The organism is Gimesia sp. (assembly GCF_040219335.1).
Taxonomy (GTDB): Bacteria; Planctomycetota; Planctomycetia; order Planctomycetales; family Planctomycetaceae; genus Gimesia.
Map to the genome: position 1 here is coordinate 670479 of NZ_JAVJSQ010000029.1, position 23153 is coordinate 693631.

Consider the following 23153-nt stretch of genomic DNA (forward strand, 5'->3'; position numbering starts at 1 on the left):
GGTTGAATTGAAATGAAAAATGCGATTCATTTCAACCCTGATATAGAGGATAAAATGCGGCGATCAGGAAGAAACCCGTGTTTGACAGATGCTGTCAAAAAACTGTTTGAACAGGTAATGGCTGTCGTGGGGGCCGGCCGAGGCTTCAGGGTGGTATTGCACGCTGAAGGCAGCATGAGTTTTATGGCGGAGCCCGGCGACAGTGTCGTCGTTCATGTTGGTGTGGGTGACTTCAACATCGTCTGGCATGGTTTCAGGATCGATGGCAAAACCGTGGTTCTGCGAGGTGATTTCAACCTGTTTCGTGTCATGATTGAGAACCGGCTGATTCGCGCCCCGGTGTCCGAACTTGAGCTTGAAGGTCTTGCAACCGCAGGCGAGTCCGAGCAACTGGTGTCCGAGGCAGATCCCGAAGATGGGAACTTTGCCCAAGAGGTTACGAATCGTCTCAATGGCGTAAGTCAATGGTTCCGGGTCTCCAGGGCCGTTGGAGAGGAAGACGCCGTCCGGGTTGAGGGCGAGAACGTCTTCCGCGGTGCAGTTTCCGGGGAGAATCGTTACGCGGCAGCCGAGCTGTTTCAGGTGACGGGGGATGTTCCACTTCATGCCGTAATCGATGGCGACGATGTGGTAATTGCTTTCCGCCTGATCTTCCCCTTCGGCCATGTTGGTGATGGATTTTCCGGAGAGGGAGTGAGTCGAACTGCTGTGGGCCAGCGGATGCAGGCCTTCATCCCATTCGCGGGCTTCTGCAGGCAGAACTTTGCTGACCAGATCCTGGCCGACGAGTTGCGGGCTGCTCTGGGCTTTTTTGACCAGCGATTCATCATCCAGATCGACCGTGGAGAGGACGCCGGTCATGGCGCCGGAGGTTCGAATCTTCCGCACCAGGGCGCGGGTATCGATTCCCTGCAGGCCGATAACGCCTGCGGCTTTGAGGTATTCATCGAGAGTCTGTGTCGAGCGATAGTTGCTGGGAATTTCGCAGAGCTCACGAACGATGAAGCCCTGCAGAGCGATTCCGCCGGACTCAATATCTTCGGGGGCGATGCCGTAGTTCCCGATCTGCGGATAGGTCATGGTGACGATCTGTCCGCAGTAAGAAGGGTCGGTCAGGATTTCCTGGTACCCGGTCATGCTCGTGTTGAACACAACTTCACCGTGGACTTCTCCGTCCGCACCAAAAGCCGTCCCTGTGAATACGCTGCCATCGGCAAGGGCTAACTTCGCTGTTTTCTGCATTGTCTACACTGATCTCAAGGGATTGAAGAAATTCGGGTCAAATCTGATATGTTCTATCAAAGATTGGCGCAAATAAAAAGAGACCGGCGCTGATGGCCGGCCTCTTCGGTCGTTTTTTTCAAATTTGAATTGATTCGAAAGGGAATCAGCTCAGGTCCTGGGTGAGGACGAAATTATCGATGCGGATAATGTTCTCATTCGGATCATTAAAACTGTTGAACAGTTCAGCCATGATCGCGTGAAAATGGGTCCGGCAGATCGAATAGAAGTTGTGTTTGCCGTCGCGGCGTGCTTCAATTAAGCCTGCGTCGCGAAGGAGTGCGAGGTGGTGGCTCACAGCCGGCTGGCTCTGATTCAGCTTTTCACACAAGGCAGTTACGAATAATTCTTCTTCCTGGGCCAGATAAAGCATAATCCGCAGTCGCGTTTCGTCGGACAGCAGTTTGAAGACTTTAACGAGGTTTTTCTCCAGATGATCTGGCAGCGTCGGAAAACGCTGGGTCGTTCCTTCCTGGGGCGGATCCACAAGATTTGTGGCCATATCACTAGTTTCCTTTTTTAAATTCATGCAATAGAGCTCGTTTAAAACCGGTCACTTTATATACGTGACCAGCCTGTGGGGCAAATTTGTTCGTTCCACTCACGTCAGCGTGGGGAAGTTAAATCATGAAAAACAAGCAGCCAACCGCTGGCCATACCAATTGTTCAAAACATTGTGGCCCTAAATCGCCTGTATTACTTGGCGCGCAGATCTCAGCTGAAATATTCAACTACTACTTGTAATGTTGCCAGACAGGCGAAAGATGTGACGTAGGAGAGTCGCTTCAGTTCAGAAATTGAAGACCGCTCCCTTATTTCGTTGGCAATTATGGTAGTGCTCTGCCCAATCGTCAACTAGTATTTATCCAGTTTATCTAATTATTCGCGAAATAAGACTTGTTTTATGTGATTAAGTCTCTTGTTAGTAAGGGGTTATGTGGTGTCTGTCTCTGCGTTCTGCGATTTGACCGGTAAGAAAGCAATGGTGACCGGGTCCTCTTCCGGCATCGGAAAAGCGATTGCGCTGGAGCTGGCTGAGGCGGGGGCGGACGTGCTGATCCATTATCGGAATTCGTCCCAGGCAGCCGAGGCGGTGGTGGAAGAGATCCGGAGTCGCGGACGGGAGTCCGAGATGCTCTCCCTCGATCTGGCTCACCAGGAAAAGTATAAGGATTTTATTAATCATGCTTTTCAGAAATGGGGAACATTGGACATTTGGGTGAATAACGCGGGCGTCGATCTGCTGACGGGAGACCAGGCCAAACTGGGGTATGATGCGAAACTCGAAAAACTATTCGATATCGATGTGCGGGGAACCGTTCTGCTGTCGCGTGAAGTGGGACGTCGCATGAGCGAGCAGGGGTGTGGTTGTATACTGAATATCGGCTGGGATCAATCGGATCGGGGAATGGAAGGGGCCAGTGGTGAGCTGTTTGCGACCAGCAAGAATGCCATCATGGGTTTCAGTCGTTCGCTTGCGGTCTCGCTGGCACCGAAGGTTCGCGTGAACTGCATTGCCCCGGGTTGGATTCTGACGGCCTGGGGGGAATCGGCGAGTGAAGTCTGGCAGGAGCGGGTCAAACAGGAAACCCCGCTGGACTGCTGGGGAACTCCCCAGGACATCGCCAACATGGCGCGGTTTCTCTGCAGTCGGGAAGCGGCTTACATTACCGGTCAGGTCATCAATGTGAATGGGGGCGCCGTTCGCTGAGCTTCGATTACTCGGAGCCGGAATTCGGCTTCGAATTCGATTCCGGCAGCAGGTAGGCAAGCAGGTCACGAAATTCCTGGAGGGTCATCTGGTCCACCAGGCCGTTCGGCATGATCGAGGTTTTGGAAGGGACCATTTCTTCTATCTCGTCGATTTTGAACGAACGGATTTTCCCGTTGGAGTCGTAAATCGAACGTTCTTTGTTGTTGTGTTTATGATAAATGCCCGAGGCACTCTGACCATCGATGGTGACGATCGTCAGCGGGAGAAAGCCCGGGTCAATATCTTTACTGGGATTGATGATCGCCTCGACCAGGCGTTCCCGGTTCAAAGCGATACGACCGTTGGTGCGAATCAGGCCGGGGCCCACCTGTTGTCCGCGACCGTCGATCTGATGGCAACGGAAGCAACCGGGGCCCTGGGGATGAAAGAAGAGACGCTGACCGGCGCGGGGGTCTGCGGGACCGGCGAGGGTTTGCATCCACGCAGGTAGTTCGTCCCGGTTTGGTTTTGTTTCTGCAGGACTTTGATTCAGAACCCGCTGAACGAGAGCGTTGGTCGCGTTGTTCTCTGTAGCCAGCTGTTTCAGCGCTGTCTGTTGTGATGGGTTGAGTGAAGCGCCTCTCAGGGTTCGCAGGGCTTCGTTGGCGACGGTAGGGTTGGTGTCGGTGGCCAGCTTGAGCAGAGGTTTGACATTCTCAGGTTGAGTGGCAGAGAGGCCGATGATGGCTTCCGCGCGGAGGTTGGCGTCGACTTTTGCATTTGTGGCGAGCTGCAGCAGTTGCTGACGGGTCGTTTTCGTTTTGAGTTCACGAAGACTGCGGATCGCTTCGGTACGGACTCCCGCGTCAGCGGATTGTGCCAGAGTGGTCAGTTTGGCTTCACTTAACGCGGGATGATTCGCGGGTAGGAAGAGCAGAATCTGTTTTAACACTTCGGGAGACGTTTCGGGAAGATCCAGCAGGCGGGCGGCCAACTGCTGTGCCTGGGATTTGGTGACCCACCAGTCGCCTGTCGTGCCCCGCGTCCAGTCTTTCATCACGCCATCCAGCTGCGCGATGGAAGCCAGGTAGGCTTTGAGTAAATCGGGGGTCGTAGCCTGACTGGTGAGGTCAGCGACCAGTGTTTCGCGGAACTGTTTAAGCTGATCGCGGCCGATCCATTCGACGGCGACGAAACGCACATCAGGATTTTTATCTTTGAGGGCCTGTTTGAGCAGGCTTTCATCGGCTGATGTATTGCTCTCTTTGAGCAGGAAGATCGCTGCCAGGCGGACGGCGGGATCGTCGTTCTGGGAGAACAACTCAGCGAGCTCTGCGTTGGTTAGTGTCTGTCGGAGCCCTTCTCGGGCGGCCTGCTGCATGAACGGGGCACTATTGTGAAGACGCTCGCAGAGCAGGGGCAGGCTCTGTTTGTCTGTGATGCGTCTGAGGGCTGCAGCCTGGACGGCGAGGGACTGATCTTCCCGGGCGACCTGTGCGAAGTCGACCTGGTCGGCGGGAAGAATCGTAACCGCCTGTTCGCGGATGCCGGGTTCTTTGTCTTTGAGCAGGCCGGCGATGTAAGCGGGCGTTAGTTTGTTAACGCTGGCCAGGGCATTCAAGGCGACCGCCCGGACGCGAGGATCTGAATTGCCGAGGGCAGGCTGGAGTTTCTCGATACCAGACTTCTTCTGCGCGAGTAAGTTGCGCGCCGCGTTCTGGCGTTGCTGCCAGTCGGGGGAAGTCAGTTGGTTGTCGCGGGGGGAGAGTTCCGGTTTCACGGCACTGATTTTCCAGACGCGTCCTTTGCCGTGGAGCGGATAGGAACGATCGGCCCAGTCACCGATATACAAGCTGCCGTCAGGGCCAACGGCGATGCCCGCGGGACGGAAGTGTTCTTCGCCGGCGATGACCGGTTGCGTGGTGGTTTTGAACGAAGCACCGTCGGGTGTGAGGTGGTAGCGGTCGATGCGGTGTTCACCCCAACTGGCCACGAGCAGATCACCACGATAATCGGCGGGGAGCTGGTCGGATTCGTAGGAGATGACCCCCGTAGGAGATTCGCCGGTAGAAGAGGTCATGGGCAGAGTACCCGGGGTTTCGGCGTTGACTGCGATAAAGGGTTCGAGTGTGCGACGCCGGTAGCCGTAATCGCCCCCCTGAACGATGGTCAGCAGGCGACAGGGGGGACGATTACCGGGATCATTATCGCCAACAAACATGCGGCCGTAGACATCGAAGCAGAGATGGAAGGGGTTCCAGAAGCCGGTGGCAATGCGTTCGAGGCGGCTGCCATCAGTGCGACAGCGGAAGACGCCTCCTTCACCGCGCAGAGCGGGGATGCGGATGCTGCCTTTGCCGACGAGCGTTGCATCGTCTCCGTAATTCTGGCCGAGGGTGAAATAGATATTGCCGAAGTCGCCCACGAGTTCGGCGTCGGCTCCTTCGTTTTCTCCCATGCCGAAATAGATGTTGTTAAAGAAGTCGAATGCAAAGCCTGAGAAGCCGTTGTGCGGATAGGTGGCGGTGGTTTCCAGTTGAACCAGGTTCTGGCGGAGGTCCGCTGTGCCGTCGTCGTCTTTGTCTCGCAGTCGGAAAATGGAGCTGCGAGTAGCAACGTAGATCCAGCCATCCGGATGAGCGGCGACGTTCATGGTTTCGGTCGAGCCTTCGTAGAACGTCTGAATCCGGTCGGCACGACCATCGCCCGTGGTGTCCTCCAGTAATCGAATACGGTCGGTTTTGGGACCCTTGTAATTTTCGGGTCGGAAGTGAGTGTGACTTTCGACGACAAAGACGCGCCCCCGCTGGTCAACGGTGAGGCCGGTGACAGTGACGATATCCGGTTCGGCAGCAAAAAGTTCGATCTTGATCCGCGGATCGAGCGAGCGGGGCGGTTTGATCTCCGCTGTTGCCAGGGAAGAGAGGCAGCAGACAGCGGAGAACGATAGAACGGAAGCCAACAGTCGGGCTGGGGAAAGACCGGTCATGTCGTCAGATCCTGGTTGGGATTGAGGGAGGATGTTTCAGGATGTCGTCAGCGGACTTATTTCTGAGGAGGCAGGTAGCCCAGCGAGGTCAGAAACGCATCCAGTTTTACGATGGTATCTTCGTAGTTCTTTTTGTTACGACTCAGATTGAAGAAACCGTGCGGTTGATCCGGATAAGCGATAAGCTCACAGCGATTGCCCTTATGCTTCATCTGATCAGTAAAGCGTTCGACGTTTTCGAAAAGCACTGTTGTGTCGCCGGTGCCGTGGAAAATAATCGTAGGTGGAGTTCCCTTCCGCACGAAATGGATGGGAGAGATTTCCTTACAACGTTCTCCCAGCTGTTTCGGTCCCCCTTTCCAGCCGGATTCGGTGGTGTCAACGACCGGGTTGAACAGGGCCATCGCATTGGGGATGGAAGAAATCTTTTTATTTTCGTTCGGTTCATTGAAGCCGGTCACTGTTCCCGTGCAGGCCGCTACATGACCGCCGGCCGAACCGCCTCCGGCAACGATGCGATTGGGGTCGATACCCAGTTCTGCAGCGTGTTTGCGAATCCAGCGGACGGCTGATTTTCCATCGGCGACGCATTCGAAGGGGGTGGTGTCGTGCTTGGATTTGATACGGTATTCGGCAGCGCAGGAGACCATGCCACGCGAGGCGAGGTAACGACAGTGAGGTTCAAACTGGCTGGGGTTGCCATTCCGCCAGCCACCTCCAAAGAAGAAAACAGCTGCAGGTCGGGAGTCGCTCGGTTTCCAGTCTGCGGGTTTGAAAATATTCAGGTGCAGATCGCCTTGATCCGTTTTTTTATAGACTTTGAATTCCGCGTCCTTGAGCGGTTTCCAGCCGGGCTTGGGGGAGTTGGCTTTCTTCTTCTGTTCTGCCGCACGGAGGGGGGAAGAGGACTCGAAGCCGGCGAATTGAGTTGTGGCTGCGAGGGTACAAGCGATGAGCGCGATTGTGAAACGGAAATTCATGCTGCAGAGATTCCTTCTGTAAAACTTGAAACCGGTTGCTTGATATCCCATTGGATGACCTTCTATAGTAAATGAAAGTATGATCGAATTGTCTTTTCTTTTCAGGCTGGAATCCCAAAAAATGAAAATTAAACTGCTATTGAGTGTGGCCCTGTTCATGGGGCTGTTTACGGTTCTGAGTACAACCCGGGCGGAAGAGAACGCGTCCCAGTTACCTCCCAAAGAGAAATTTGAAATCTATCTGCTGATCGGACAGTCAAATATGGCAGGTCGGGGGAAAGTCGATCCCGCGACTAACAAGGCGCATCCCCGGGTGTTGAAACTCGATAAGCAGGGAAAATGGGTGCCGGCCACCGATCCTTTGCACTTCGATAAACCCAAGATTGCCGGCGTGGGTCCCGGTTCCGGCTTTGGTCCCGTGATTGCGGAAGCAAAGCCGGGCGTGACGATTGGCCTGATTCCCGCAGCCGTGGGGGGAACGCCCCTCAGTCGCTGGGTCAAAGGGGGCGATCTGTATGAGCGTGCCGTCAAGCTGGCGAAGGAGAATCAGAAGTACGGCGAGATCAAAGGTGCGATCTGGCACCAGGGGGAAGGGGATTCTTCCAATCCCAAGCTGTATAACTCATACCAGAAGCGACTCTCGGGCATGATCGCGGATCTGCGCAAAGATCTGAACGAACCGGACATGCCGTTCGTCATGGGGGAACTGGGTGAGTTTTTCACACGCCCCGGTGCTGAGACCGTCAACAAGTCGCTACACGGAATTGCAGAGACGGTGCCTGCCACCGCGGTGGCCTCTTCAAAAGGTCTGCCTGCGAAAAGCGATCAGGTGCACTTCAATGCGGAAGCAGAGCGCGAGTTCGGCAAACGTTATGCGGCACAGATGCTGAAACTGCAGAAGCAGGCTGCTGAGAAGTAAGCGATTCTGTAAAGCTGTGAATACGAAAAGAGGCAGTCTTTGTTGACTGCCTCTTTTTTGGTATGTAGCACTGGAGATCAGGCGAGGATGTCTTTGACCGGGTGGTGTTCTTCGACGCCGGTGAGCCGCTGATCGAGACCCTGGAATTTGTAGGTCAGTTTGCGATGATCGATGCCCAGACACTGCAGGATCGTTGCGTTGAAATCATGGATGTGGACTGGCTTGTCAACGATGTTGTAACTGAAGTCGTCGGTCGATCCGTAGACCTGTCCTTTTTTAATCCCGCCGCCAGCCATCCAGACGGAGAAGCAGCGGGGATGGTGGTCACGTCCATAGTTCTCACGGCTGAGTTTCCCCTGGCAGTAGACCGTACGGCCGAATTCACCGCCCCAGATGACGAGGGTGTCATCGAGCATGCCACGCTGTTTGAGGTCTTTGACCAGCGCGGCTGCCGGCTGGTCGATGTCCTTACATTGTTTGGGCAGGTCACCTGCAATATTTGCGTGCTGGTCCCAGCCACGGTGGAAGATCTGCGAGAAGCGGACTCCCCGTTCAGCCATGCGACGGGCGAGCAGACAGTGATAGGCGAATGTGCCCGGCTTATGTACCTCGGGGCCATACATGTCGAGTGTGGCTTTGGTTTCCTTGGTGATGTCGGTCAGTTCAGGAACCGAAGTCTGCATGCGGAAAGCCATCTCGTATTGTGAGATGCGGGTCTGGATTTCCGGATCGCCGATACTTTCGTATTCGTTCTGGTTGACCTGCGAGAGTGTGTCCAGCATGCGGCGGCGCAGTTTGGCCGAGACGCCCGGTGGGTTGGAGAGGAACAGCACCGGATCGCCTTTGGAACGCAGTGAAACGCCCGAGTATTTACTGGGCAGAAATCCGCTGCCCCAGAGACGGTTGTAAAGCGCCTGAGCCTGTTGCCGACCTGACCAAGTGGAGGTAAGCACAACGAAGGCGGGCAGGTTTTCATTCATTGAACCCAGCCCGTAGCTCAGCCAGGAACCGAGGCTGGCGCGACCGGGCAACTGGTTACCGGTGCAGATATAGGTGATTGCCGGGTCGTGATTGATGGCCTCCGTCCAGAGGGAGCGGACGATGGAAATATCTTTGACGATGCCTGCGGTGTGAGGCAGCAGTTCGCTGACCCAGGCACCATCGCCACCGTTGTCGTGTTTCGCAAATTTGAATTTCGACGGAGCCAGCGGAAAGCGGGACTGGCCTGAGGTCATCGTTGTCAGTCGCTGTCCCTGCCGGACGGATTCAGGCAGGTCTTTGTCGAAAAGTTTGTCGAGTTCCGGTTTGTAGTCGAGCGTGTCGATCTGGGAAGGGGAACCCGCCATGAACAGATAGATGGCCCGCTTCGCTTTGGGAGCGAAGTGAGGAATATCGGGGAGTCCGCCGATTGTCTGTGATTCGGGATTCGCTGCCTGCAAGGGCTGACGATTGGCTTCAAGAGAGGCCAATGCTGCGGTTCCCAGTCCGAGGCCACCCGCTTTGAAAAAATGACGTCGCGTGATCTGTGAGAGATGTTCCTGCATGGGATTCATGACGATACCTGTTTATTTCTGTTGAGTTCTAAGCCGCAGCTGTTGCTATCCGGCGTGGATGCTGTGGAATGATGAAGAACAACGTCGTCAATTTTTATTGAGCACTTCATCCAGGTTGAGGATGAGGTTGCCCACCATGGTCCAGGCGGCCAGTTCCTGCGGATTCAGTTTCTCGTCAGGTTTGGACTCGCCAACAGCAATCAGTTCTTTGGCAGCTTCTGGAGCTTTCTGGTATTCGGCCAGCATGTCCTCAAAAGTCTGTTTAATCAGGGTCAGGTTTTCCGTTGAGATCGGATGACCGGTGGCCATTGTGTAAGCAAACTTGATCCGCTCTTCGGGAGACGAACCGCCTTCTTTCATCATGCGTTCGCCAAAGGCACGAGCGGCTTCCATATACTGTGGATCGTTCAACAGCAGCAGGGCCTGCAGTGGCGTGTTGGTCCGTTCGCGACGCATGGTGCAGGCTTCCCGGCTGGGGGCATCGAAGGTCGACATTTCCGGCGGGGGTGAGGTCCGTTTCCAGAAGGTATACAGGCCGCGACGGAAGACTTTCTCAGGGCCCGTATCCTGTTTGAACCGCACGGTATTCGAGCCGGAATAACCGACGGCGTACCAGAGTCCATCAGGTTGAGGCGGTTTGACACTGGGGCCACCTACCTTGGGAACGAGCAGACCACTGACGGCGAGCGCCTGGTCACGCAGCATTTCCGCATCCAGACGGAAACGGGGGCCACGGGCCAATAAACGGTTCTCGGGATCCTGCTGATACAGTTCCGGAGTGACACTGGAGTTTTGACGATAAGTGGCGGACATCACGAGCTGTTTCATCAGCCGTTTGACGTCCCACTGGTGTTCCTGGAAATCGACGGAGAGCCAGTCCAGCAGTTCGGGATGGCTGGGGACCGCTCCCTGGTTGCCGAAGTCTTCACTGGTTTCGACGATACCGGTGCCGAACAACTGCTGCCAGAACCGGTTGACGGCAACGCGGGATGTCAGCGGATGACTGGAGTCGACGAGCCATTTCGCCAGACCCAGCCGGTTGACGGGCCATTCGGCTGCCATGGCAGGGAACTGTGCCGGAGTTTTTCGATCGACTTTATCCCCTTTCTGATCGTATTGTCCCCGCTTGAGATCAAAGGCCTCTTTAATGGTTTTGCGTTCGCGGAAGACCAGCGTGGTGGGGAGCGACGCAATCAGTTTTTCTTCCTGTGCTTTGACTTTGACCTTCTCGGCCAGCAGCTTGCGATATTCGGAATCGAACTGATTCAGATAGTACTGTCTCAGCAGTTCAGTCTGCTGGGGAGTACGTTTATCGGCAGCCAGCTTCAGGACCGGTTCAATCTGATGATCGAAGTAGACCTGATTAACTTCGGTTTCTGAGAGTTCGTGATCGTAGATACGAAACTCGTCAACGAAGCCGTTTGTCAGGTGCTGCTTGGTTGGTGAATGACCCAGCAGAATCGTAGCCGAGTTCAGAGGGGTCGTGTTTTTGAAGGAGTCGGAGGAGATGGTCAGTTCGGACTCTTTACCGTCGACATAGATGGTCACACCATGGGCTTTCGCGGAACCATCGTAGGTCACGCAGACGTGGTGCCATTGGTTGGGCGTGATTTCATTATTCTTGGTCTGCACCTGGACGGCATAGCCGGGCCAGCGATCAATCAGACGCACACTGAGGGTCTGGTTGGTGATCTGCAGATCGTAGCCCCGTTCGCGCGAATTAGGATTGATGCTGGAGATGATCGGCCCCGAAGTTTTACCATTGGTTTTGACCCAGATGGCGTAACTGAAAGGGGTTGCTTTCGCAAACTGTCCGGTTTTTCCCAGGTCGAGATAGCTGCCGGGGGCGAACTGGAATCCGTTATTGAATTTACCGGCGACCCATTTTGGAGCCCCTTTGACAGACGCTTTGTTTTTGGCGTTCGTTTTGTCTGCAGCGGCATCGCCTTCTTTCTCGTCGAGCGAGTAAGCAGCCAGCAGACCGCCCGGTTGCGGAATGGAGAGATCGGGATTGCTGCCCGTCTTCTGAATCTGCTGCTTCCACTGGAGCCAGGACTGAAACGCGGGTTCGTTCACCTTGGTACGGTCGGCTCCCCGTTTTTCAATGGCTGCAATCTGATCTTTATAAGCCTGGAGTTGCTTGGACTGGGCATCATCGGGGACACGGACGGAAGGGGGGGAGTCTTTGATGTTCCCGTCCATCGCGGGGCCGTCGAGGTTATTGAAGAATGCAAACAGCTGATAGAATTCGGTTTTCGTAAAGGGATCGAACTTGTGGTCGTGACAGACGGCACAGCCGAGGGTGAGCCCCATAAAGGCCTGGCCTGTCGTTTCCACCCGGTCGATGACGTTGCGAACATAGACTTCTTCGGCGATCGAACCCCCTTCGTTGGTGGTCACGTGACAGCGGTTGAAGCCAGTGGCGATCTGCTGGTCGAGTGTCGCATTCGGGAGCAGGTCACCGGCCAGCTGTTCAATCACAAACTGATCGTAGTGTTTGTTGGTATTGAAGGCATTAATGACCCAGTCGCGGTAAGGCCACATCTCGCGGTAGTTATCGAGGTGCAGACCGTGAGTATCGCCGTAACGGGCGATGTCCAGCCAGTAGCGGGCCATGTGCTCGCCGTACCGGGGAGACTGCAGCAGTCGGTCCACGACCTTTTCATACGCGTTGGGACTTTTGTCATTTTCAAACGATTCCACTTCCTGCGGGGTGGGAGGTAACCCGGTGAGGTCCAGGGTGACTCGTCGAATGAGAGTACGACGATCAGCCTCGGCAGTGGGTTTGAGACCTTCTTCATCGAGCCGCGCCAGGATGAACTGATCGACGGGACTATTTACCCAGCCCGGTTGTGAGACGGAAGGCAGTGGTGCTTTCTGAGGTTTTACGAAGGCCCAGTGATCCTGCCAGGGAGCACCCTGTTCGATCCAGAGTTTGAGTTGTTCGATTTCTTCCGGCTTCAGCTTCTTCCCGCTGTCGGCCGGCGGCATGAGGAGGTCGCCGGCATCTGTTGTGATGCGGGCGATAAGTTCGCTTTCCTTCAGGTTGCCGGGCACAATGGCTTTGTGACCGCCCAGATCGGCAAAGGCGCCATCACGTGTATCGAAGCGGAGGTCGGCAGCGCGTTTCTTGGCATCCGGTCCGTGACACTGGAAACAGTTTTCCGAAAGGATGGAACGTATTCTGGCTGGAGAGACTTTCGTTGTCTTTTCAGCGCTCACCTGGGTGAGTGAAGTCCACAGGAAAGTGAGAACGAGAGCAGGGACAATGCGCTTGCTCGAACACAGAAGAAGCATGACATTCACCTTCTGGATAGTAATTTTCAAGTGGATGATCGGCCGCCGGGGACGGGGCTTTTCAAACTTAACTTGTCAATGAATCTCTGGTGATGCCTGTCCGACCGACAATCCATATCAGTTTGCAACGGCGGTAGCTGAACCCCATGGTTCAGCAGGCGGGATGGCAGATGTTCCGGGAACGGGGGAGCAATGCTGGTGTTCCCGAATTCAGGTTCAATGGTTTATTCTAATCCTCGTTCCGGGCCTTTGCAAGACGCGGATCGGGATAAAGTGACGTATCTCGTTACAGTATCGACAGTTCCGTGTGCGTAGTCTAACAGGCGTTTCTGCCTGAGCTTACAGGATTATTCTGTTTCGTTTACTGTCAGGAATCGTTTACGGGTTACGTCTGTTGCAACGTGCCGGTGCGATCACCCGTTGTTAGTTTTACGCGAGTGCCTGATTGAGTGTTGGCAGAGATGAGACGTTTTTAGGTAGATCCAGAGAAAGAATGGTGAAGCGCGTCATGCGCGAAGTAACTTTTCGGTTTTTCTCCAGGCGAAGTCGGAAACCGGGAACCTTATTACTACTCCGGTGTCCAGTGAGAACAAATTGGAATAGAATGATATGTGACCCGAGCGGAAATCGGGGCTGAATGTTTTTTATGTATGAGGAGAAGAGAGATGAACTCTCGACAGTTACTGAAACTGGGTGTTCCACAGTATTGTCTGAAGACGGCCATGACGGCGATTCAGCAGGCCGTCGCGAATGAAAATATTCGCGGTAAGGAAGTCAAAGCGCGCATGCAGCAGGTCATCGCTGCGCCTGATGACTTCCTGGAAGATGAGGCATTCGGAGCCCTGGCTGCAGAACTGGTTGAAGATAACTCGGAAGAAGTTGTTGAGCCAATCGATTACCAGATCTGGGGTAAGGAGGGCATCGATGAAGGTGCGTTCTCCCAGATGGAACTGGCGTGCCATGTTCCATCGGCTTACGGTGCTGCGCTGATGCCCGATGCACACATCGGTTATGGTCTGCCTATCGGCGGCGTACTGGCACTGGAAAACGCAGTGATTCCTTACGCAGTCGGTGTGGATATTGCCTGCCGTATGAAGCTGTCGGTTCTGGATACGGCCGTTGATGCACTGGATGACAAACGTCATCAGTTCATTGATGCGCTGAATCGAGGAACCGTATTCGGCGTGGGTATGGCTCACGAGAAGAAGCAGCATCATGCCGTGATGGATCAGGACTGGACGGTGACGAAAGTGACTCGTCAGAACAAAGACAAGGCATGGAAACAGCTGGGATCTTCGGGTTCGGGCAACCACTTTGTTGAGTTCGGTGTCCTGACGATTTCGGAAGATGATGCAGAGCTGGGCCTGTCTGCAGGTGAATACGTGGCATTGTTGAGCCATAGCGGTAGCCGGGGAACCGGTGCGTCGGTATGCAGCACGTATTCGTCGATTGCCCAGTCGCAACTGCGAAAGCGTCATCAGCACCTGGGACGACTGGCATGGCTGGACATGGATTCGGAAGCCGGCCAGGAATACTGGGCAGCGATGAATCTGATGGGTGACTATGCTGCAGCCAACCATGCTGTGATCCATAAGAACGTGGCGGCTCTACTGGGAAGCAAGGTGATCTCCGGCGTGGAGAACCACCACAACTTCGCCTGGAAGGAAGAGCACGGCGGCCGGGAGGTCTACGTGCACCGTAAGGGGGCAACTCCAGCGGCAGCAGGCGAGATGGGTGTGATTCCCGGTTCAATGGCCGATCCGGCGTTCGTGGTTCGTGGAAAAGGAAATCCAGCGAGCCTGAACTCGGCATCGCATGGTGCTGGACGCTGCATGTCTCGTAACAAAGCGAAGGATAAGTACCGCTGGAAGGCGGTGAAAAACGACCTGGAGAAGCGAGGCATCACCGTGATCTCAGCGGGGGCTGACGAAGTTCCCGGTGTTTACAAAAACATCAATGAGGTTATGGCCGAGCAGCAGGACCTGGTGGAAATCGTAGCACGCTTCAACCCAAAAGTGGTGAAGATGTGCGGCGACGGAAGCCGGGCCGAAGATTGACTCGCTGTAAAGCAGGAACACAGGCAGGTTGGGGTTTCTCTCTGACCTGCCTGTGTTTGTTTCATCAGGCTTAACGCTTTTTCTGTGCGCGGTGCGGGGGAGTCGCCTTCACTTTCCCCGCACTTCGTTTGAAATCGGGGACGACGCTGGAGAGTGTCTGCGGATTGAGGCTGAAGACAGTAAACCCACCTGTATTGAGGTGACGGGTTACATCAACCTGTCCCAGGACGCGGTCACTACTGAGGGTTGCCTCTGATGAGAGTGCACCGATGCCCGGGTAGATGGGAATGCTGCCAGCCAGGAGTTTCTGCTGTTCTTCAATCCAGAGGCGGAACTGTTCGTCGCTGGCGGTGTAATCCATGGGGCAGATGAAATCGAGATAACCTCGTTTGGCCCAGAGAGGCCAGTCCTGGGCGACCCATTCCCGGCAGTTCGGATATTCGCGGAAGACGGCGGCGGAGAGTTTGACACCGGGGCGGATCTTGCGTGCCTCGCGCGATACGGTTTCGACGAGCCGGGTGATCTGGTCGGCACGCCAGTCGCGGTACTGGCTTTTGAGTTGTCCCTTGTAACAGTCGGTAGGCCAGTTGCTGACTTTGATGCCGGTGTCGGCCTCAAACTTTTGACGGCTATAGTCACTGTAGTCATGGCGATCATTGGGATAGCGGATGTAATCGAAGTGAATACCATCCACGGGGTACTTTTTAACGACTTCCAGCATGCTGTCGACTTCGAGCTGAAAGTTTTCGGGATGAGCCGGATTGAGCCAGTCGCTGGCTTCGCCGGTCACACTGACCTGGGTCCGGCCCGCGTCGCGGAGCTGTTTGACGAAGGACGGCGGTGCGGTTGTGAGGTTATGATTGGCTTTCCATACGTGGAGTTCGAGCCCATGTTTGTGAGCCGCCTGGAGGCACTGTTCGATCTGGTCCCCGTAAACTTCAAAAGAATTGCTGCGGGGGAGGACATCGCTGGGGTAATGGGCCAGACCGCCCCAGAGCATGTTGACGATGAGCATGTTAAAGCCGGCGTCGGCAAGCTCTTTACAGGTACGGTCCCAGTCGCCGGGGTAGGGGCCGGTAGGACTGTGATCCCAGAAGGCACGGGCTTCGCGTGGCGGACTGGCGCGGGTCAGCAGGTAGATTTTGACCCGCTCTTCACGACAGCGCCGGGCAAAGGCGATGGCCTGGAACGCTTCTTTTTTCTGCAGGAGCTGTTTCGCTCGTACAAGTAACGCGGACGTACGATCCAGATCGCGGGCCGCCAGTACTTTGCTCTGTTGTGGAGTGACGGTGGACACAATGCTGCGGCGGAGTTCATCAAACGAGTGAAAGGGGCCCACCTGTTCCGCCTGCCGAATCGTACCGGCGGCGATCGCATCCCAGAGCCGGGGTTGGAAATGAGCCATGAGGGCGGTCAGCAAGGCCTGTTTCTGGACCGGATCATCTCCCAGGATCAGATGGCTGAAGTAGGCCCCCCGGTCACTGACGATCAGGGCTGGCTTCCCCGTTGGTTTGCCTGTATCATCGAACCACTCGCCCACGATCCGGGCGTTGTGTCCGGTTGGGGTGGCAGTCACCAGGTTCCAGGAAGCCTGTTTGACCTCCGCAGGGAGCCCCAGGATACCGGCGTCCTGCAGATGGATCGAGGCCAGTCCACCCGGACTGTCCGGTTTGAAATAACTGCCTTTTTTGATGCCCAGATTCTTTTCCAGAGCGGTCGGAATGTTGAAGTTCAGATAAACCTTGCCGCCCCGTTCCATAAACTGATTCAGTACCCCGCAGGCCTGGGATGAAATTCGGGGATTAAACGGCAGAATTGCGATGGAGCGTGAGCCGAGTGTGTTCAGCGAGAGTTCGCTTTCACTGATACGGTCACAACCGATTCCAGAAGTCTCGAGAAAAGCTTCGATACGGTCGGCAGCTGCGAAGGTGTCCCTCTCTTTCTGTTTCTGGCTGAGGTCGGGGACGACAATCGTCACGTCGCCGGTGATGGCTTTCAGGTTACGGAACTGAAAGTGCGTGTCGGGTTCGCTGTCGGATTCCCGCCAGACTACCAGTCGGACGGTTTCAATTTTATCCCAGCCGCGCGGCTTGTCTTCACCGCGAAAATCACCTTTGGGAAAACGGAGTGTTTGCCAGTCAGATCCCTTGATACGGGCAGTAGTCGAATACCAGCCGGGGCCACTTTTGAAATAGAGGCTGACCTGGTGATTGCTGTCGGGTGAAGCAGGTTTAACGTCAATCGTAAACAGCCCGGGGGCGGTCAGGCTCTGGTTGAGTTGTTTGTCGATCCCGGCCCGGGGAATGTCGCGGTTGGATTGAAAGGGGGCCGAGAGGAGCAGGACATTCTGGCTGCCTGTTTTCTGCATCGCCAGGGGGAGCGTTCCCTTGAGTTCGGTCCACGCCTGTCTGGCCGCGGACGACGTTGTATAGTTGAAGTCGTCCAGCACGGTTTCTGTGCCGGTGGTGAAGCTGAGAGCTAGAGACAGGATGTAAGGCAACTGATAGATCATAGCAAATCAATAGATGGGTATAAGTGAGTGATCGAGAACGCAAAATTCTGTTTAAGTTGTATCGGGTTCGGGAAATGCTGACAAGATTTCCTCTGGAAACGGGGGAGATCGTGGTATTTATCAGTGATATTTAATGAATACGTAGAACTGAGCTTGTCTGTTGACTATAGTGCGGGCATTCAAATTAGCGCTCCGGGAGCCAGGGAAAGGTGCAGAGCCATCGAAGAGCTTGTCGTTTTATTTGCTGTAATCGGTATCGGTCTGATACTGGGAAAAATTTCGATCCGTGGGATATCACTGGGGAGTTCAGGCGTGATCTTCGCCGGTCTGCTGGCGGGGCACTGGGGATACCAGGTTTCGCCGGAGAAGGGTCTGGCTGGAGTGGTCCTGTTTATCTACTGCCTGGGCATCGGCGCGGGGCCCAGTTTTCTGCAGATGTTTCTGAATCGTGGCAAAGCGCTGGCGCTGCTGGCCGGAGTCATGCTGAGTTCGGCTCTGCTGGCCGTCTGGCTCATGGGGCGTCTCTTCAAGTTGAGTCCCGATCTGGCGAGCGGCCTGTTTGCGGGAGCCCTGACGAGTACGCCGGCGCTCGCTGCGGCGACAGAGAAGCTACCCGCCGGTTCGGATGTCGCGGTTGGATTCGGAATCGCCTACCCCTTTGGTGTGATCGGGGTGATTCTCTTCATTCAGATTCTACCCCGCTGGTTTCCCGGTGGAATTGAACGCGCCTTGAACGAATCGACTGCGGCCCGCGGCGATATCATTCGCGAAGTGGTCGAAGTCCAGAACAGAAATCTGGTGGGGAAGCGACTTCGGGACGTGACCATTTTGGCGAAATCCAACTGCCAGGTCTCACGCTTGATCGTGGAGGGGCAACCGCGACCGATTCCGAAAGAATTTCAACTGGAACTGGGACAGCTCTTGCTGGTCATCGGCCGGACGGGGCAGATCGAGACTGTGATTGAAGCGTTGGGAACCCGCTGTCCCGACGCGCAATACGTACTCGATGTGGAGCGGCAGCGTCGTAATATTGTGATTACGTGTAAAGAGGTAGTGGGACGCACGCTCAAGGATCTGCATTTTCGGTCACGCTTTGGTGTGACGATAGCGCGTATTACCCGTCAGAATATCGAGTTCGTTCCCGGTTCAGAACAGACTCTGCATTACGGAGATATTCTGCGTGCGGTGGGAGAGCCGGAGGATCTGGAACGTTTTGCGACGGCCGTTGGTCACCGGGCTCGCACTGCGGATGAAACGGACCTCATCATCCTGGCGGGAGGACTGATTCTAGGAATGATCCTGGGGCGGTTGAGTCTTTCGCTGGGAGGTCAGTCGTTTTCCCTCGGTATGGCAGGAGGACCGTTGCTGGTGGGGTTACTGCTGGGGCACTTCGGTCAGTTTGGTGGATTGTCAGTTCGCATGCCGCGTGCAGGCCGGTTGTTGCTGGGTGAACTCGGGCTGACGGTCTTTCTCGCACAGGCGGGCTGTCAGGCGGGAGGGAATTTCGTGGAAGTGGTCCGCGCAAATGGATTGACGATGTGCCTGGCTGCAGCGGTGGTGGTTGTGATGCCGCTCTTGTCCGGGTTTCTCGCGGCGCGGTACTGGCTGCGTCTGAATCTGCTGGAGACAGCCGGGGGCCTGTGTGGCGCGATGACATCCACACCCGGTCTGGGAGCGGTTACGTCTGCCATTGATTCGAGTGTGCCGGCGACGAGTTATGCAACCGTCTATCCGGTGGCCCTGGTATTGGTGACACTGTTGGCACCGATTTTGATTGCGTTGTTGTAGTAACGCCTGGTAAGTACAAATAAAAACGGGAGCAGTGAATCTGGTTCACGCTCCCGCTTCGTTTGCAGGCCACAGTCATGCTAACTGCATTTATTTATAACTGACTTTGGCAAAATAGATGGATGTTTTGCCTTCGTGGCTGGAATAGTAGCTCACGTTCAGCAGGCCATCATGCAGGACCATGTTCGCGTAGCTGGTGTCACCGCCACTGGGGAGCGCGAGCAGTTCGGTGAGCTTGCCGTTTTCCACGTCGAGCTGGCAAATTGATGTCCGCACTTTGGGGGAGTAGAGGCGCACGGTGGCCAGAAAGCGACCGTCGGGCAACTGGAACAGTTCCGGTCCGCCGATTTTGATGCCCAGGTCCTTCCATTCCCATTTGGTGTAGGGGGGCTTTGAAATACCGAGCAGGCCGGTGGCACCTTTTCCGTCCCGTCTGAGCAGGCAGTAGCAGGTATTATCTTTGGTAAAGACCAGGGAGCTTTCGTTGGAGTATCCCTCGTCAATCAGCTTGTCGACAACCGTTTCAAAATTCTTGCCATCACTGCTCTTGTAAAGACGAGTGAAGCGAGGGCCTTCCTTACCGGTATGATAACCGATGCTGTAGACGTCTCCATCGTGCCACTTATTGCCCCAGAGCCAGAGGTTGGGATCGCCGATGGTATGAGCTTTGGACCAGTGCTTGCCGTCATCGGAGAACCAGGACATCGACTGATGCCGACAGGGGGCAGGCTGGTGCAGAGCCCCGGCACCACTGAGCATGAGCTGCCCCTCGGGCGTGACGCTGATTTTCGCATCGCGGAGGTCAGCGGTCTCGGACGTAATACGGGCGACCGGTTTCCAGTCTTTACCATCTTTGGATTCGAGGACCTGCAGGGCACCGTCGGGGGAGACATGTGCTTTCCCGGTACGGAACACGCAGTACCATTTGTCTTTGAAGCGGGTCAGTCCGGTGAAAGCGTTGTGAGGATCTTTGTCCCAGATTTTCTGGACACTTTCCAGCTTCAACTGAACCGGTTTGTCGTTGGCCTGTAGTGGCGCTGCCAGACAGAGCAGGACCAGGCAGGCGACGCAGAGGAGCGAGGCGTTTTTCATGAGGTCTTCCTTTGAGTTGTGAAGGTCGAGTTATTTTTCCGATTGAATGCGGTCCAGGACCGGGGCAGGAGGCTTCCAGCCATAGGTTCTGGTTTCCCGCGGATGATACAGGCAGGTGACAAGATACAGTTCAGTTTTACTGGATTTTTCCGGAGGCACATTGATCTGCACATGCGTGAAACCGGCCCCGGGCCAGGAGACATAGCCGTCTGTTTCGCTTTTTTCCAGCAGGTGTCCGTTGAGTCTGATGTCGACGAGTTCCGGGCGTTGATAAGGGAGACGGAGTTGAAACGAAATGCCCTGCTGAATGGATGGTTCTTCCGGTTCTGGCGCACGTCCTTTGCTGACGGCGATTTTGATTTCCGGTCCCGCGTTGATGATTGACTTGAGTGAGCTCTGGTCGATGCCAGGTACGTCCTTGATATTTTCGAGGAGTTCGGTGATGTCGGCAGAGAGTAGCTCAGCTGCTTTCTGGGATGTGGCGACGAAGTAGGTTTCCCGGCCGGCGGTCTGCGGATAGAGAACGGCCTGGGAGAAGCGGGGCTGTTGTTTCCAGAGTTCGACCCGGCTCTGACGACGAGCCTGGGCGGTGGGACCCCAGGCACTGACGAAGTGGCCGATATAACTGTTGACGCGATTGACGGGGTAGCCGGGATGGTAATCTTCATCCCAACGCTGGTTGCCAATCTGCATCAGGCCTTTCAGCCGCGCCAGTCCGCTTTGTTCCCAGCCGACTTCAAAAGCCATCAGCATGGTATGATAGTGGGCATAGCCGTAATGCGCGGTGTAGAACTGGGGGCGTCCCAGCCAGAGTCGATTGGAGATTGCCGTCAGGGAAGTGCCCCAGAAGAGACGCTGGGCGTCCGCTTCGAAGCGATCGTAACCGTAACCCGCTGCTTCTCCCGCCTGGTTGATGGCTTCGGTGATCCGCCAGTCCCAGGGACGGAGCGACATGTTCGAATAAGCGGAACCGGTGACTTCAAACATCGTCTGACCGCGGTAGCGTTCTCGGGAGCCCAGTTGTTCGGGGCTGTATTCCTGCAGGCCGGTCCCGTGCACATCGACATGGACGTCAGGCTTGAACTGATCGACGACGGACAGGACCGCCATGACTTCCGGCGATTTTTCCGGCAGCTTGAACTGCAGGGTTTTGAGATCCCAGTTGGCAGTCCCGCCTCCGGTGTAGGGGTCAATCTTCTGGGAATTGCCAAAGCGATCCGTTTCGAAGTAAGCATACGGGTTGATGATCGGGATGATCAGCAGCAGTTGGTTTTGTCTGGTGCGTACGGCCTCTGGATCATCGCTGAGCAGCCATTCAACAAAGTGCAGCACTGTGGTTGTGCCACTGCGTTCGGGACCGCCATGCAGGGCTGTGACCAGACAGATCTGTTTCAGTTTCAGGTCGGTTTTGGAGTCGGTGATTTTCAGCATGGGGAGCGGAATGCCTTCGAGCGTCACGCCGATTCGGTCGACCTGAACCAGGTCGGGATGCGTTTCCTCCCAATATTTCAGCGTTTCCGTGTATTCCTTGAGTGTCAGCCGATGCAGCTTTTCCTGCCAGGGTTGTGGGAGCCCGGCGAGTTTCTGCTCCAGTGTTGGGGCTTCCTGGGCTGCCAGTTGAGGTGGTTGCCAGGTAAGCAAGCAGAGCAGACAGAGTGCCAACCACAGGGGAGTTTTCAATGGGATACGCGGGGAGAACAGTCTGGCAGGCATGGTTGAGGCCTCGTCGGGGCGAAGTTGGGGAATCGTTATTGAGCTGGGGGTGGTCCCAGTGTCTGTCCGGCGCTGGTGTTAATGGGCATGGGAAATACTTCCGCAGAATCGATGGGAAGTTCTCCCTGTTTCATCTGGGTCAGCAGCTCAGCTGCTTTTCTGCCAATGGCGACTTCATCGACAGTGATTGAAGAGAGTCGGCTCTGGATTGCGCCGTGACGGACCGTGCCACCGAATCCGAGCAGGGAGACATCTTCCGGAACGCGCTTTCCCAGTTTGCCCAGCAGCAGGTAAATCAGCTCGGCCAGTGAGTCGAAGGTGGCGAAGATCGCCGTGGGGGGATCAGGGCGCTGGAACATGGTTTCCAGGGTGTTGAGCAGATCCGGTTCATAGTCAATCGGATGCAGCTGCGAACTGGGGCCGTGAAAGATGAACGGTTCCAGACAAGAGTCGGGGCTGGCAGCCAGGGCTTCGCGGAGTCCGGTTTCGTATTCAATCGAAGCGGTGGCGCGGTGGGGGGAAAACAGGGCGATCGAACGGTGTCCCTGTTCCAGCAGTGTCTGTCCGGCGAGCAGGCCGACTTCACGGAAGGGGATGGAAAGCAGGGGGGCCTGGATGCCTTCGACATCCCGGTGGCAGAAGACAACGGGAATGCCATGCTGTTGCAGCTGCCTTACCTGGTATGCGGGGGTCGGGGGGACGGTCGCGGGGACCAGGGCCACGCCGGCGACGTGTTTGTCGATGAGTTGCAGGATCGTATTGCCCTGCATGTCGACTTTGTTTTCCGTGCAGCAGACGAGCACCTGGTTCTGGGTCAGGGCAGCTGCCTGTTCGAAGCTCCGCTGCAACGACGGATAGAAGCCGGTGCGGACTTCCGGGAGCACGAATGCGAAAATATCGAGCTGTTGTTTTATGGGGATCGGCGGTTTCGTACTGACAAACGAACCTTTGCCGTGAATGCGGTTGATCCAGCCCTGTTCTTCAAGCAGTTGCATCGCATTACGGACGGTGGTCCGTGCCAGCTGATGGGTTTCACAGAGCTGGTGCTCCGAGGGCAGGGCGGCTCCGGGCTTGAATTCGCCCTGTGTAATCTGCTCCATGAGCTGTTCCACCAGCTGCAGGTATTTCGGGCGCTGCTTGCCGGGGAGCGAGGTCGCAGGGCTGGTCTGTTGTGAATCCGGGGCACGTGCTGTCATGGCCGCGAGAATTTCTCAGATCAGGGTTGAAAAAAGCAGGGGTTGACGTTACTTGTATTTAAATATGATACAAGTTGTTTGTG

Annotated in this window: 14 protein-coding genes; 4 read left to right on the top strand and 10 right to left on the bottom strand. The window is 55.6% G+C overall.

Annotated elements, in window-relative coordinates; translation table 11 throughout:
- Positions 1-63: 63 nt before the first annotated feature.
- Together carA and RID21_RS24465 are read right to left on the bottom strand one after the other, a co-directional pair.
- Positions 64-1242, bottom strand: coding sequence for a glutamine-hydrolyzing carbamoyl-phosphate synthase small subunit (carA, locus tag RID21_RS24460; RefSeq protein WP_350193472.1), 1179 nt, complete (start codon positions 1240-1242; stop codon positions 64-66).
- Between the two features lie 145 nt (positions 1243-1387).
- Positions 1388-1783 (bottom strand): ArsR/SmtB family transcription factor, encoded by a 396-nt coding sequence (locus RID21_RS24465; RefSeq protein ID WP_350193474.1) that lies wholly within the window; start codon positions 1781-1783, stop codon positions 1388-1390.
- 438 nt (positions 1784-2221) lie between these two features.
- Here RID21_RS24465 and RID21_RS24470 point away from each other — a divergent pair, with 438 nt between their 5' ends.
- Positions 2222-2992, top strand: coding sequence for an SDR family NAD(P)-dependent oxidoreductase (locus RID21_RS24470; RefSeq protein ID WP_350193476.1), 771 nt, complete (start codon positions 2222-2224; stop codon positions 2990-2992).
- Between the two features lie 7 nt (positions 2993-2999).
- Here the strand turns inward: RID21_RS24470 and RID21_RS24475 are convergent, their stop codons facing one another.
- On the bottom strand, positions 3000-5963 hold the full coding sequence (locus RID21_RS24475) for a PVC-type heme-binding CxxCH protein (protein ID WP_350193478.1): 2964 nt from the start codon (positions 5961-5963) through the stop codon (positions 3000-3002).
- A gap of 56 nt (positions 5964-6019) precedes the next feature.
- Positions 6020-6943: an alpha/beta hydrolase gene (locus tag RID21_RS24480; protein ID WP_350193480.1), complete on the bottom strand. Its 924-nt coding sequence runs from the start codon at positions 6941-6943 to the stop codon at positions 6020-6022.
- Between the two features lie 121 nt (positions 6944-7064).
- Here RID21_RS24480 and RID21_RS24485 point away from each other — a divergent pair, with 121 nt between their 5' ends.
- On the top strand, positions 7065-7862 hold the full coding sequence (locus RID21_RS24485; RefSeq protein WP_350193482.1) for a sialate O-acetylesterase: 798 nt from the start codon (positions 7065-7067) through the stop codon (positions 7860-7862).
- Positions 7863-7939: 77 nt separating this feature from the next.
- On the opposite strand, the gene RID21_RS24490 is transcribed toward RID21_RS24485, so the two are convergent.
- Both RID21_RS24490 and RID21_RS24495 read right to left on the bottom strand, forming a co-directional pair.
- A complete protein-coding gene (locus tag RID21_RS24490; RefSeq protein ID WP_350193484.1) occupies positions 7940-9415 on the bottom strand; it encodes a DUF1501 domain-containing protein in 1476 nt (491 codons plus the stop codon).
- A gap of 87 nt (positions 9416-9502) precedes the next feature.
- Positions 9503-12712, bottom strand: a complete 3210-nt coding sequence (locus tag RID21_RS24495) for a DUF1553 domain-containing protein (RefSeq protein ID WP_350193486.1) — start codon at positions 12710-12712, stop codon at positions 9503-9505.
- 665 nt (positions 12713-13377) lie between these two features.
- Here RID21_RS24495 and RID21_RS24500 point away from each other — a divergent pair.
- On the top strand, positions 13378-14769 hold the full coding sequence (locus RID21_RS24500) for an RtcB family protein (RefSeq protein ID WP_350193488.1): 1392 nt from the start codon (positions 13378-13380) through the stop codon (positions 14767-14769).
- 70 nt (positions 14770-14839) lie between these two features.
- On the opposite strand, the gene RID21_RS24505 is transcribed toward RID21_RS24500, so the two are convergent.
- Positions 14840-17281 (bottom strand): glycoside hydrolase family 10-like protein, encoded by a 2442-nt coding sequence (locus tag RID21_RS24505; protein ID WP_350193490.1) that lies wholly within the window; start codon positions 17279-17281, stop codon positions 14840-14842.
- 123 nt (positions 17282-17404) lie between these two features.
- Between RID21_RS24505 and RID21_RS24510 the strand changes: the two genes are divergently transcribed.
- On the top strand, positions 17405-19069 hold the full coding sequence (locus tag RID21_RS24510; protein WP_350193492.1) for an aspartate:alanine exchanger family transporter: 1665 nt from the start codon (positions 17405-17407) through the stop codon (positions 19067-19069).
- A 90-nt stretch (positions 19070-19159) separates the two neighbouring features.
- Here the strand turns inward: RID21_RS24510 and RID21_RS24515 are convergent, their stop codons facing one another.
- The 3 genes from RID21_RS24515 to RID21_RS24525 are packed head-to-tail and all read right to left on the bottom strand — an operon-like array spanning position 19160 to position 23070.
- Positions 19160-20161 carry a sialidase family protein gene (locus tag RID21_RS24515; RefSeq protein ID WP_350193494.1) on the bottom strand — a complete coding sequence of 334 codons (1002 nt, stop codon included), beginning with the start codon at positions 20159-20161 and terminating at the stop codon, positions 19160-19162.
- A gap of 30 nt (positions 20162-20191) precedes the next feature.
- Positions 20192-21874 carry a M14 family zinc carboxypeptidase gene (locus RID21_RS24520; RefSeq protein ID WP_350193496.1) on the bottom strand — a complete coding sequence of 561 codons (1683 nt, stop codon included), beginning with the start codon at positions 21872-21874 and terminating at the stop codon, positions 20192-20194.
- Between the two features lie 35 nt (positions 21875-21909).
- A complete protein-coding gene (locus RID21_RS24525) occupies positions 21910-23070 on the bottom strand; it encodes a GntR family transcriptional regulator (RefSeq protein WP_350193498.1) in 1161 nt (386 codons plus the stop codon).
- Between the last annotated feature and the right edge of the window lie 83 nt (positions 23071-23153).